Genomic DNA, 12,604 nt, shown 5'->3' on the forward strand with positions numbered 1-12,604 from the left:
GCATCAGGACTCGTCAACGACCTGCGCATCCGGCCAGGCATGGACAACGGCCTTGATTAACGTCGCCAGCGGAATGGCGAAGAACACGCCCCAGAATCCCCACAGGCCGCCAAAGATCACCACTGACAGGATAATCACCAGCGGATGCAAATTGACTGCTTCAGAAAACAGCACCGGCACCAGCAGGTTGCCGTCCAGCGCCTGGATAATCAAATAGACGGCGAAACAACTCCAGAACTCGGTCCCCAGACCGAACTGGAACAGCGCAACGCCTACCACAGGAATGGTGACTACAAAAGCGCCAATATAAGGAATGAGTACCGAGAACCCCACCAGCACGGCCAGTAGCAGTGAGTAGTTGAGGACAAACATCAGGAAGCCCAGCCAGGTCGCCACGCCCACCACCACCATCTCCAGCACCTTGCCGCGGATATAGTTGGTGATTTGCTGGTTCATCTCCTTCCAGACCTGCCCCGCCAGCCCGCGATTACGCGGCAGCACACGACGCACGGCGTTCAGCATTTGCTCTTTATCTTTGACGAGGAAGAACACCATCAGCGGCACCAGCACCAGATAGACCGCCAGAGTCAGCAGCCCGACCAAAGAGGCCAGCGAATATTTCACTACCGAATCGCCCATCGTCAGCATGCGGGTGCGCATATTTTCCGCCATCGCATCGATAATGCCCGCATCCATTAAAGCCGGATAACGACGCGGCAGCGTAGCGGCAAAATCCGACAGTTTGTTCAACATGCCTGGCATGTCGCGAATCAGTAAGATCCCCTGTTGCCATGCCACCGGCATCACCACAAAGGCCATCAACAGCAAAATGCCGACAAATACGATCAGCACGAGAGAGGTCGCCCAGCGGCGCGAGCAGCCGATGGCTTCAAGACGCACCGTTGGCCATTCCAGCAGGTACGCCAGCACAATGGCAACCAGCAGCGGCGCCAGTAATCCGCTAAAAAAGAAAAGAATGCCAAACCCGGCAACCAGAATAACCAGCAAGGCAATCGCCTCGGGGTCGCTAAAGCGACGGCGATACCATTGCATCAACATTTCGAGCATAAAACCTTCCCTGAACCTCAATAGCGGGATTGCGATCCCGAATTGTATCGAAATGTCACAAAAAAGACTTCGCTTTTTATTGCTGATTCTGGAAACTGAAAAGTCATTTGTGCAGGGTATTCATCGACAAATTTCGCCGTTACACTGCCTGTGTCGGCAGACACGGAACGATACGACCCGGCATCGGTCAAATGACTATCTCAAAGAAAACAGGACAGAGGTTATGTTCAGGCAGTTTAAGAAGAACCTGGTTGCTACCCTCATTGCCGCGCTGACCCTGAGTCAGGTGGCTCCCGCGTTCGCAAACTCCGCGGACAGCTTGCCAGACATGGGAACCTCGGCGGCAAGTACGCTTTCCATCGGTCAGGAAATGCAGATGGGCGATTATTATGTACGCCAGCTGCGTGGCAGCGCGCCGCTGATTAACGATCCGCTGCTGGTTCAGTACATTAATGGGTTGGGTATGCGTCTGGTTTCACACGCCGATTCGGTCAAGACGCCCTTCCATTTCTTTTTGATTAACAATGACGAAATCAACGCCTTTGCTTTTTTTGGCGGTAACGTCGTGCTGCACTCTGCCCTGTTTCGCTATTCCGATAACGAAAGTCAGCTCGCCTCAGTTATGGCGCACGAAATCTCACACGTCACCCAACGCCACCTGGCGCGCGCCATGGAAGATCAGAAACGCAGCGCGCCGCTGACCTGGGTTGGCGCGTTAGGCTCCATTCTATTGGCGATGGCGAGCCCTCAGGCCGGGATGGCCGCGCTCACCGGCACGCTGGCGGGATCGCGTCAAGGGATGATTAGCTTCACGCAGCAAAATGAACAGGAAGCAGACCGTATCGGCATTCAGGTTTTACAACGTTCTGGATTCGATCCGCAGGCGATGCCGACCTTCCTGGAAAAACTGCTCGACCAGGCGCGTTACTCCTCGCGTCCGCCTGAAATTTTGCTGACCCACCCCCTGCCGGAAAGTCGTCTTTCAGATACCCGCAATCGCGCAAACCAGATGCGTCCGGTGGTGGTGCAATCCTCTGAAGATTTCTATCTGGCGAAAGCGCGAACTTTGGGGATGTATAACTCCGGGCGAAACCAACTGACCAGCGACATGCTCGACGAGTGGGCAAAAGGTAACGTCCGACAGCAGCGCGCAGCGCAGTATGGCCGTGCGTTACAGGCGATGGAAGCCAATAAATACGACGAGGCTCGCAAAGCGCTGCAACCGCTGCTGTCCGCAGAGCCCAATAACGCCTGGTATCTGGATCTGGCCACCGACATCGACCTCGGGCAAAAGAAAACCAGTGACGCGATTGCCCGACTGAAAAAAGCGCGTGATTTGCGAATCAACCCGGTTTTGCAACTTAACCTTGCGAACGCCCTGCTACAGGGCGGTCAGCCACAAGAAGCGGCAACCATCCTTAACCGTTATACCTTTAACAACAAGGACGACGCCAACGGCTGGGATCTGTTGGCGCAGGCGGAAGCCGCGTTGTATAACCGCGATCAGGAACTGGCCGCGCGTGCGGAAGGGTATGCGTTGGCGGGCCGTCTCGATCAGGCCATCTCGTTACTGAGCAGCGCCAGTTCGCAAGTGAAGCTGGGCAGCCAACAACAGGCGCGTTACGATGCGCGCATCGACCAACTGCGCCAGTTGCAGGAACGCTTTAAGCCGTACACGAAAATGTAAAAAGGATTCTCCATGTCAAAGGCCGTAAAAATCTACCATAACCCGCGCTGCTCCAAGAGCCGCGAAACGCTGAACCTGCTGCAATCGCACGGTGTGGAGCCAGAAGTGGTGCTTTACCTGGAAACGCCTGCCGATGCCGCAACGCTGCGTCAGTTGTTGAAGATGCTGGGCATGGAAAGCGCCCGGGAACTGATGCGCCGAAAAGAGGATCTCTACGCGTCGCTCAACCTGGCTGACAGCAGTCTGAGTGAAGATGAATTGATTCAGGCGATGGTGGAACACCCGAAACTGATGGAACGTCCAATTGTAGTGGCGAACGGCCAGGCGCGTATTGGCCGTCCACCGGAACACGTGCTGGAAATCATCGGCTAATCACTCCCGCCGTAGTGCTTCGAGAAAAGCCTGCGGCGTCATCTCCCCCAGTTTTTTCTGCGCCTTGCCGGTATTATAACTTTCGCAAATCTCTGCCAGCAGTTGACTGGCTGATACGTCCTTTACCCGCGGCACAATCGCCACCAGTGGAAGGTTAACCTGAATCGCATTCTGCACGTTATGGTTTATGTTGTGCGTCATCCCTCGTGCTATCAGCCCCTGTTCCAGCCCATCAAGATAGGTGTCAGAAAAGAATGTCTCAATAGATTGTATATCAGCTGGACAGGCTGTCAGCAGCGCATCCAGCCATTTCATGACCAGATGCGGCGAAATCCCGGCATACAGTCGCGCGTAGCACCAGCCGCTCACCGGTTCACGAGCCCAGAGCACATGATGCTCCCCGCTATCCTCCATATGCAGTGAAAGCGGGAGGTGATGCACCTCAAGCACATGAGGGAAATGCCCGGCCTTCAGTGCCTTTTTCCCCTGCAAAGGTGTCCCCTGACGCATCAACCTTGCAGGTTTAAGATAACGATTTAGCGTCGCACGGGAAACGTGAATGCCCAGCCCTTCATTGACCAGTAACAAAAGCTCATCTAACGGCGCGCCGGTCGCATCCCGCAGTCCGTTAATCAGCGCAATCTGCTCTTGTCTCATCGCTTTGTGTATCACTTTCGGCGTAGTTTGCCGATCGGCAGTCTGCTCACGTTGTCGCCAGCGCCTGACCGTGGTGACGGAAATCCCCAGCTCAGTGGCCAGCGCTCTGTCGCTTTTATCCGACTGCTGCAGATAACGACGGATGCGCGGTGTCGTGGTGGCATTGGCATGCAGTTTTATTTCCATCGCCAAATCCTTTTCCAAAGAGATAACTAATGATATGAGATTTATATTTATAAGGCGAACACATTGTGACCAGATTCACCTTTCGACTGCGGAGCTTCCCTGATAATCCTCTGGCATACCATAAATACTCTCATCCGATCTTGTACGGAGTTCACAATGAACAATGTTCTGGGATTTCTTGAAGCAAAACTGATGCCGCTTGCGGCCAAAACGGCGCAGCAGCGTCACCTGGGCGCGATCCGCGGCGCCTATGTTTCCTTTATGCCGTTCATTATCGTCGGCTCCATTCTGCTGGTTATTTCCTCCTTTCCGAACCAGACCTATCAGCAATTTATGTCTGGCGCGTTTGGTGAAAGCTGGAGCAGTATTATCGAGATCCCGTTTAACGCGGTGTTCTCAACGATGTCACTGTTCATCAGTTTCCTGGTTGCCTACCGTCTGGCGGAACATTACGGTGAAGACCGTATCTCCTGCGGCATCCTGGCGCTGGTCTGCTTCCTGATCCTCACCCCGTTTATCAAAGTTGCGGATAACGGCGGCATCACCGTGATACCAGTAGAATGGATCGGCACTAAAGGGCTATTTGTGGCAATGATTGGCTCGTTGCTGTGGACAGAATTGTTCTGCTGGCTGAAACGCAAAAAACTGGTCATCAAGATGCCCGAAGGGGTTCCGCCTGCCGTGCAGGAATCATTTGCCGCGCTGATCCCCGCCCTGTTGGTAATGATCCTGGTGCTGATTATTCGCATCCTGTTTGAAAATACCCACTACCAGACAATTCACCGCTTTATCTATGAAGTGGTTGCGACGCCGGTTCGTCACTATGGCACCTCCTATTTTGGCGCGCTGATGACGGTTTTCAGCATTACGATTTTATGGTCGGTAGGGATTAACTCAGGCTCAATGATCAACGGCATTATCCGGCCACTGTGGATGGAGAACCAGACGGATAACATCGCCGCCATTCAGGCGGGCGTTACGCCACCGCATATTATCACCGAGCAGTTTTTTGACATGATCTGGATGGGGGGCGCTGGCGCAACCTTATCGCTGGTTATCGCAATGCTGATTTTTGCCCGCAGTAAAAACATGCGGGAAGTGGCCCGACTGGGAGCCGGCGCATCGATTTTCAATATCAACGAACCCATTCTGTTCGGTCTGCCGGTCATCATGAACCCCATCATGCTAATACCGTTCAACCTGGTGCCTCTGGTGTTAGTCACCATCCAGTACGTCGCAATGAAAATTGGCGCTGTTGCCGTCACGACGGGCGTGTTTATTCCATGGACGCTGCCGCCGGTTATCAGTGGTTTTATCGTCACAGGCCATCTCAGCGGTAGCGTCATGCAGATCATCAATTTACTGATTGGCGCAATGCTCTATCTGCCATTTATGCGCATTGTCGATAAACAGTACCGCGCGGCGGAAGTCACCACGCTGGCCCAAAACGAGAGTACACCCGTTAAACAGGAGTAAAACATGTGGGGAATTATCGCCACCTGGCGAATGGCGCTTGAAGGCGTTACTGAGTCCGCTTCCGCGCTGGCTGCAGGCCAAACAGCGGCCAGTGCGGTAGTCGATGCCGTTGCCGCAGTTGAGGACTTCCCATTATACAAGTCCGTTGGCTACGGCGGACTGCCAACCGAAAAGGGTGAGGTGGAACTGGATGCCGCATTCATGGATGGCGACACGCTGGCGTTCGGCGCCGTGGGCAATCTCGTGGATATCGCCAATCCGGTACGCGTTGCGCACGCCCTGAGTCGTCAACGGTATAACAGCCTGCTTGTCGGCCAGGGTGCCCGAGAATGGGCGTTAAGCCAGGGGTTTGCAGAAAAAACCATGCTTACCGACCGTGCCATCCAACACTATCGCAAACGCTGCCGCGAGACGCTGGATAAGGGACTGAGTCCTTATGACGGCCATGATACCGTCGGCATTATCGGACTGGACACACAAGGTTCGATGAGCGTGGCGACCTCCACCAGCGGTCTGTTTATGAAAAAACGCGGTCGTCTGGGAGATTCCCCGATTATTGGTTCCGGCTTCTACTGCGACAGTCAAATCGGCGCCGCGACCGCCACTGGCGTTGGCGAAGACCTGATGAAGGGTTGCACCAGCTACGAAATCGTTCGCCGTATGGCACAGGGCATGACGCCGCAGCAGGCTGCGGACTCAGTGGTTTTTGAACTGGAGGACAACCTGATGTCCCGCTTTGGCAGGGTGGGCGATTTATCCGTCGTGTGTATGAATCACCGGGGAGAATTTGGCGCGGCGACCAATATCAAAACCTTCTCGTTTACCGTTGCCACCGCCAGTCATCCACTCACCGTCTATCTCGCGGAACGTCGGCACGAAAAGACGTATTACCAGCCAGTCGATGAGGCGTGGATGCAGGCCTATGCGGCACGGATCCGTGCGCCAATAGAGGAAGAATAATGATGACATATCAGTTCATTCAGTCCCTTTCAGAGGCGCAACCCAACGCGCACCTGATTGCCCGTCCCACAAGCCAACAGTTACCAGACACCGCGCTGATAAACGAAATGCGTGCCACGGGTAACATGGCGGATACCTGTTTTGGCTGCGCCCCTTACAAACGCATCACCCTCATTCCATCAGCACTGTGGCAGGACAACCTGACCGACGGTTTGCTGAACGCATTACGTCCACTGTTCACCACGCCGGTCAGTTCTCACGTGATCATTGATGTTCGCGAAATACACGAAACCGTGCTGCTTCAGGTTCTGCGTTTTCTGTTCAATCAGGTACATCGCCTTGACGACCTGCAACTGAAAACTACAGACAACGCGACGATACGACTCGACCACATAACGGCGCTTTGTTTACCCGAACAGCAGGAAGCGTTAGAGGAAATTTTCCGTCGGCAGCAGGCCATTGCCAACGGCATGGTCGCCGCCCGCCGCCTGGCGGATATGCCATCCGAGCAGTGTACGCCGCAGGTCGTTGTCGAAGAGGCCCAACGTCTATGCGCGGCTTACCCTGACCTGCGCTGCGAAGTGCTGGACGAACAAGCCATCGTAGCGCAAGGCCTTGGCTTGCTGCACGCCGTGGGGAAAGGCTCCAGCCGCCCGCCCCGCCTGCTGGCGATTCATTACGACGGCGTCAGCAGCGGCCCGGTGCGCAGCTATGTCGGGAAAGGCATCACTTTCGACACCGGCGGTTTGTGGCTGAAAGAAGGCGCGGGCATGTACACCATGAAGTACGACATGTGCGGCGCAGCCAACGTGCTTGGGCTGATGCTGAGTATTGCCCGGCTGGCGCTGCCGGTTCGAGTCATGGGCGTACTGGCGCTGGCGGAAAACGCCATTGGTCCCGACGCCATGCAACCGGGTAACGTAGCACGCGCCTGTAACGGGATGACGGTGGAGATCAACAACACCGACGCCGAAGGACGACTGGTACTTGCTGACGCCATTGCCTGGGCCAGCCAGCGCCACAAAGAGACTCGCTATATCATTGATTTAGCAACGCTGACCGGCGCCGTGGTGAAAGCGCTGGGCTATGAGCTGAGTGGATTGATGACCCAGGATAGCGCGCTGCGTGCGGCGTTAACCGTTGCCGGTGAGCAGAGCGGAGATAGAGTCTGGTCGCTGCCATTGGACGCTCACCTGAAAAAACAAACGGAGAGCGCGATTGCCGATCTGTGCAATACGCCGACTAACAACGCGGCAATCAGCGCATCGGCGGCCTGGCTGCTTCATCATTTTTGTCCGGCGACGATTCCATGGGCGCATCTCGACGTCAGCGGTACGGCGTTGTGGCGCGAAGGAGGAAGAAGCGTGGCGTCGGGCAGGCCGATTCCACTGCTGATGCAGCATTTACTTAACGATCTGGCAGTTGAGGAGTCACCCTCTGAGTGAGGGCGTTTGTTTGGGTAATCAGGCCGGATAAGGCGACGTCGCCCTCCGGCATCCGTACCGTTCTGCCCGATGGTGCTACGCTTATCAGACCGACTGCGATGCGTAATCTTGTATTTCGGCTAGAGCTTCAGAATTTCTTTCACGAACGGAATGGTCAATTTGCGCTGCGCGGAGATGGAGGCGTGATCAAGCTGATCGAGCGTCATAAACAGCGTGCGCATTTCTCTGTCGAGCCGTTTGAGCAAGAAGCGCCCCACGTCTTCCGGGAGTTCAAATCCGCGCAGTCGGGCGCGTAGCTGTAGCGCCTGCAGCTTATCTTCATCCGACAGCGGTTGCAGCTTGTAGATTTGCCCCCAATCCAGACGCGAGGCCAGATCGGGCAACCCCAGCTTTAACTGCCGTGGAGGACGATCGCCGGTGATCAGTAACCGCGTTTTTCCGGATTCCAGAATGCGGTTGTAGAGATCAAAAATCGCCATCTCCCACTCTTCATCACCCGCGACACATTCAATATTGTCGATACAGACTAACGACAGGTGTTCCATCCCGTCGAGCACTTCCGGTACAAACCAGGTGCGCTTGTCCAGCGGCACATAGCCCACGGCATCACCACGCTGCGATAATTCAGCACAGGCAGCATGCAGCAAATGGCTGCGGCCGGCGCCTTCACGCGACCAGAGATAGATGTATCCGCTATGCTCCTGGCGCAGCACGTTTTGCAGTGCGGCCAGTAAAGAGGCGTTATCTCCCGGCCAGAAACTTGCAAACGTTTCGTCGTCAGGCAGATAAAGTGGCAAAGAGAGCTGTGCCGGTGTGTTCAGAGAGACCTCAACCCAGATTTCATTAAAATCGTGATGAGTTTACCACAGAATTCCGTCGCGTTAGAACCGGGCAGCATCACTGCCCGGATCCCATTTTACGGCTTCGGCGTATCCGCATCTTCCGCGTCCAACACCACTTCTTCCGGGCGCAGGACAGAAATCAGCTTGAAGATCAGGCTCAGACCGATCCCAACGATCGTCGCCAGCGCCATTCCTTTCAGCTCCGCCGCGCCAATGTGCACTTTCGCGCCGCTGACGCCAATGATCAGAATGACAGAGGTCAGGATCAGGTTCTGCGCTTTGTTGTAATCCACTTTCGATTCAATCAGCACGCGAATACCGGATGCCCCGATCACCCCGTACAGCAGCAATGACACCCCACCCATCACCGGTAGCGGAATGATCTGGATCGCCGCCGCCAGTTTCCCGACGCAGGACAGCAGAATCGCGAAAATCGCCGCGCCGCCAATTACCCAGGTACTGTAAACACGGGTGATTGCCATTACACCAATGTTCTCACCGTAGGTGGTGTTCGGCGTGGAGCCAAAGAAGCCAGAAATCACCGTCGACAAACCGTTGGCAAACATCGAGCGATGCAGGCCCGGGTCGCGAACCAGATCTTTTTTGACGATATTCGCCGTGACCACGAGGTGACCGACGTGTTCGGCAATCACCACCAGCGCCGCAGGCAGAATAGTCAGAATGGCGAACCACTCAAAGCGCGGCGTGTAGAAGGTCGGCAGCGCAAACCAGTGCGCCTCGGCAATCGGTGTGGTATCAACCACGCCCATCGCAAATGACAGTGCATAACCTGCCAGTACCCCAATCAGGATCGGGATAATCGCAAGGAAACCACGAAACAGCACCGAGCCAAACACGGTCACCGCCAGCGTCACCATCGAGATAATGATGGTCTTCGAATCCGCAGATTGTCCTTCCGCAGGCAGCAATCCAGCCATACCAGCGGCCACGCCTGCCAGTTCAAGACCGATGACGGCAACGATTGCGCCCATTGCCGCAGGAGGAAACATCACGTCCAGCCAGCCGGTTCCCGCTTTCTTGACAATGAAAGAAACCAGGCAGAACAGCACACCACACATGATGAAACCGCCCAGCGCCACTTCGTATCCCAACGGCAACAGCAGCAGAACCGGTGAGATAAACGCGAAGCTTGAACCTAAATAGGCAGGAATTTTTCCTTTACAGATAAAGAGATACAGCAAGGTCCCGATCCCGTTGAACAACAGAACGGTAGCCGGGTTGATATGAAACAGAACTGGCACCAGCACGGTTGCGCCAAACATGGCGAACAGGTGTTGCAAACTAAGCGGGATTGTCTGTAAAAGTGGCGGTCTTTCACTCACCCCGATAGCACGGCGCGTCATAGTGTTTTCCTCTGAGTGTGTTTGTTATGAATCGTTGAGTTGTTTTATTCAAAAAAAAGCCGACTCTTAGAGTCGGCTATTTATCAGTTATTCACTTACTTCGTACCAAAAATCTTATCGCCGGCATCACCCAGCCCCGGAATAATGTATCCGTGCTCGTTCAGGCCCTGGTCGATCGACGCGGTGTAGAGTTCCACATCCGGATGCGCTTTTTCCAGCGCGGCGATCCCTTCCGGCGCCGCCACCAGCACCAGCACTTTGATGCTGCTGCAGCCCGCTTTTTTCAGCAGATCGATAGTGGCGATAACAGAACCCCCGGTTGCCAGCATCGGGTCGACGATCAGCGCCATGCGCTCGTCGATATTGGACACCAGCTTCTGGAAATACGGGACCGGCTCAAGCGTTTCTTCGTTGCGGTACATGCCGACCACACTGATACGTGCGCTGGGTACGTTTTCCAGCACGCCTTCCATCATGCCCAGACCGGCACGCAGGATAGGTACAACGGTAATTTTTTTGCCTTTGATTTGATCCACTTCGACCGGACCATTCCAGCCTTCAATGGTTACTTTTTCGGTTTCCAGGCCCGCAGTCGCTTCGTAGGTCAGCAGACTGCCTACTTCCGAGGCGAGTTCACGAAAGCGTTTGGTGCTGATATCGTTCTCACGCATCAGACCCAGCTTGTGTTTGACGAGTGGGTGTTTGACTTCCACGATCTTCATACTCTTCTCCTTTCCTCAGACGAGTGGCAACCACAAAAAAAATCGCCGGATTATACCGCTTTTCCTCTCTGGCGCAACATAACGTATGCATGACCTGGATCAAGCAAAGTAGTATACGTTTGGGTGATGAGTATAAAACACGCCCCGCATTCTGTGCGGGGCCAAGTATCAAGTGGCTGAAATCAGAGGGATTCACCGTTACTTTTTATCACCTGCTGATACCAGGCGAATGATTTCTTACGGCTGCGCGCCAGTGTCCCACTGCCGTCATTATTTTTATCAACGTAGATAAACCCGTAACGCTTTTTCATCTCTCCCGTTCCCGCAGAGACCAGATCGATACATCCCCACGGCGTGTACCCCATGAGATCCACGCCATCCTCTTCCACCGCTTTTTTCATTTCACGAAGATGTGCCGCCATATACTCGATACGGTAGCTGTCATCCACGGTGCCGTCAGGCAACTGAACATCAATCGCACCAAACCCGTTCTCAACGATAAACAACGGCAACTGGTAGTGATCCCAGAACCAGTTCAGCGAATAGCGCAATCCCACCGGATCAATCTGCCAGCCCCAGTCCGATTTCTGTACGTAGGGATTGGAGACCAGACTTTTGCTCTCGTCATAATCGAGTTGCGGGTTATCGTCTGTCGCTTTGGTGACAAACGACATGTAATAGCTAAAACCGATGTAGTCGACGCAGCCTTCGGACAGAGCAACACGATCTTCTTCCGTGATATCGAGGTCAAACTCGCGGCGCGTAAAATAGTTGAGTATATGCTGCGGATATTTCCCCCGCACATGCACATCGGTAAACCAGTAGCGACGGTGCATGGCGTTCATCGCCATCATCATGTCGTTTGGCGCACAGGTCAGTGGGTAGATGGGGCACATGGCGATCATGCAGCCGATCTGCAATGCCGGGTTAATTTCTCGTGCCGCCTTCACCGCCAGCGCACTGGCCACCAGTTCATAGTGCGCCGCCTGGTACATTACCGGTTCACGATCTTCACCTGGCTGATACTTCAGGCCGGAGTTCGTGAACGGTGCAAAATCCTCATGGTAATTGGCCTGGTTGTTGATCTCATTGAAGGTCATCCAGTACTTCACTTTGCCCTGATAGCGGGTAAAGACGACCTTCGCAAAGCGGACAAAAAAGTCGATCAGCTTCCGGTTGCGCCAGCCGCCATACTCCGTCACCAGATGGTAGGGCATCTCGAAATGCGACAGGGTAATTACCGGTTCAATGCCATACTTCAGGCATTCATCAAACAGATCGTCGTAAAATTGCAGTCCCGCCTCGTTTGGCTGCGTTTCATCCCCAAGTGGGAAAATGCGCGTCCAGGCAATGGACGTCCGGAAACATTTAAAGCCCATTTCCGCGAAAAGCTTAATGTCTTCTTTGTAGCGATGATAAAAATCGATCGCCTCGTGGTTAGGGTAGTTTTTGCCGGGCAGCACGCCATCGGTAATTTCTCGCGCCACGCCATGAGCGCCCGCCGTCATGACGTCAGCAACGCTGATCCCTTTTCCGCCTTCCTGCCAGCCGCCCTCAAGCTGATGAGCGGCGACCGCCCCGCCCCACATGAAATTCGCGTTAAATCCAGACATAGTTTCCCTCGTTAATTTGCTATGACAAAACAGAAACCGGTTTCAGTATGATACTGAGCAATCCCGGCACTGCTTTCAAGGGTGAAACTGAACCCGGTTTCATTTTCGTGGTTCAGGTCATAAAAACACCGCGCCGCGGAGAAAATGCAGCAAATCTCGACAGATAAAAACGGATGCAACACAGGCTCGCAAACGTTTGCTTTCCCTGCTAG

General features: G+C 54.4%; 11 protein-coding genes. 5 read left to right on the top strand and 6 right to left on the bottom strand.

The features are described from left to right. Positions 1-3: 3 nt before the first annotated feature. Positions 4-1,068 (bottom strand): AI-2E family transporter, encoded by a 1,065-nt coding sequence (locus HVX64_RS16730; RefSeq protein WP_181825064.1) that lies wholly within the window; start codon positions 1,066-1,068, stop codon positions 4-6. Between the two features lie 223 nt (positions 1,069-1,291). On the opposite strand from HVX64_RS16730, the gene bepA reads away from it, so the two are divergent. Continuing rightward, a complete protein-coding gene (gene bepA / locus HVX64_RS16735) occupies positions 1,292-2,755 on the top strand; it encodes a beta-barrel assembly-enhancing protease (protein WP_044256917.1) in 1,464 nt (487 codons plus the stop codon). A gap of 12 nt (positions 2,756-2,767) precedes the next feature. Next, positions 2,768-3,127, top strand: a complete 360-nt coding sequence (gene arsC, locus HVX64_RS16740) for an arsenate reductase (glutaredoxin) (protein WP_042999856.1) — start codon at positions 2,768-2,770, stop codon at positions 3,125-3,127. Here the strand turns inward: arsC and HVX64_RS16745 are convergent, their stop codons facing one another. Further along, positions 3,128-3,970: a homeodomain-like domain protein gene (locus HVX64_RS16745; RefSeq protein ID WP_044256919.1), complete on the bottom strand. Its 843-nt coding sequence runs from the start codon at positions 3,968-3,970 to the stop codon at positions 3,128-3,130. 156 nt (positions 3,971-4,126) lie between these two features. On the opposite strand from HVX64_RS16745, the gene celB reads away from it, so the two are divergent. Genes celB through HVX64_RS16760 form a run of 3 tightly spaced genes read left to right on the top strand, consistent with a single transcriptional unit; the run spans position 4,127 to position 7,851 of the window. After that, entirely contained in the window at positions 4,127-5,446 is a 1,320-nt protein-coding gene (celB, locus tag HVX64_RS16750) for a PTS cellobiose transporter subunit IIC (protein ID WP_042999854.1), read from the top strand. 3 nt (positions 5,447-5,449) lie between these two features. Then, the gene (locus HVX64_RS16755; protein WP_042999853.1) at positions 5,450-6,406 is read left to right on the top strand and encodes a N(4)-(beta-N-acetylglucosaminyl)-L-asparaginase; all 957 of its coding nucleotides are present in this window, start codon (positions 5,450-5,452) and stop codon (positions 6,404-6,406) included. Continuing rightward, positions 6,406-7,851, top strand: a complete 1,446-nt coding sequence (locus HVX64_RS16760) for a leucyl aminopeptidase family protein (RefSeq protein WP_044256921.1) — start codon at positions 6,406-6,408, stop codon at positions 7,849-7,851. The genes HVX64_RS16755 and HVX64_RS16760 overlap by 1 nt, the downstream gene beginning before the upstream one ends. Positions 7,852-7,970: 119 nt before the next feature. Here HVX64_RS16760 and HVX64_RS16765 read toward each other — a convergent pair whose 3' ends face one another. The 4 genes from HVX64_RS16765 to HVX64_RS16780 form a co-directional block, all read right to left on the bottom strand. Then, positions 7,971-8,672 (bottom strand): DnaA inactivator Hda, encoded by a 702-nt coding sequence (locus HVX64_RS16765; protein WP_061069784.1) that lies wholly within the window; start codon positions 8,670-8,672, stop codon positions 7,971-7,973. 95 nt (positions 8,673-8,767) lie between these two features. Continuing rightward, a complete protein-coding gene (gene uraA / locus HVX64_RS16770; protein WP_042999850.1) occupies positions 8,768-10,057 on the bottom strand; it encodes a uracil permease in 1,290 nt (429 codons plus the stop codon). 95 nt (positions 10,058-10,152) lie between these two features. Then, entirely contained in the window at positions 10,153-10,779 is a 627-nt protein-coding gene (upp, locus tag HVX64_RS16775; RefSeq protein WP_003037929.1) for a uracil phosphoribosyltransferase, read from the bottom strand. 182 nt (positions 10,780-10,961) lie between these two features. After that, a complete protein-coding gene (locus tag HVX64_RS16780; protein WP_042999849.1) occupies positions 10,962-12,392 on the bottom strand; it encodes a 6-phospho-beta-glucosidase in 1,431 nt (476 codons plus the stop codon). Positions 12,393-12,604 lie beyond the last annotated feature (212 nt).

It is taken from the genome of Citrobacter sp. RHB20-C16 (genome assembly GCF_013890155.1).
Classification (GTDB): domain Bacteria; phylum Pseudomonadota; class Gammaproteobacteria; order Enterobacterales; family Enterobacteriaceae; genus Citrobacter_A; species Citrobacter_A amalonaticus.

Bases quoted from the DNA above. Each gene is read 5' to 3' on its own strand.
- HVX64_RS16760 (WP_044256921.1), top strand. From the start codon at position 6,406: ATGATGACATATCAGTTCATTCAGTCCCTTTCAGAGGCGCAACCCAAC.
- HVX64_RS16745 (WP_044256919.1), bottom strand. From the start codon at position 3,970: ATGGAAATAAAACTGCATGCCAATGCCACCACGACACCGCGCATCCGT.
- bepA (WP_044256917.1), top strand. From the start codon at position 1,292: ATGTTCAGGCAGTTTAAGAAGAACCTGGTTGCTACCCTCATTGCCGCG.
- upp (WP_003037929.1), bottom strand. From the start codon at position 10,779: ATGAAGATCGTGGAAGTCAAACACCCACTCGTCAAACACAAGCTGGGT.
- celB (WP_042999854.1), top strand. From the start codon at position 4,127: ATGAACAATGTTCTGGGATTTCTTGAAGCAAAACTGATGCCGCTTGCG.
- HVX64_RS16730 (WP_181825064.1), bottom strand. From the start codon at position 1,068: ATGCTCGAAATGTTGATGCAATGGTATCGCCGTCGCTTTAGCGACCCC.
- uraA (WP_042999850.1), bottom strand. From the start codon at position 10,057: ATGACGCGCCGTGCTATCGGGGTGAGTGAAAGACCGCCACTTTTACAG.
- HVX64_RS16780 (WP_042999849.1), bottom strand. From the start codon at position 12,392: ATGTCTGGATTTAACGCGAATTTCATGTGGGGCGGGGCGGTCGCCGCT.
- arsC (WP_042999856.1), top strand. From the start codon at position 2,768: ATGTCAAAGGCCGTAAAAATCTACCATAACCCGCGCTGCTCCAAGAGC.
- HVX64_RS16755 (WP_042999853.1), top strand. From the start codon at position 5,450: ATGTGGGGAATTATCGCCACCTGGCGAATGGCGCTTGAAGGCGTTACT.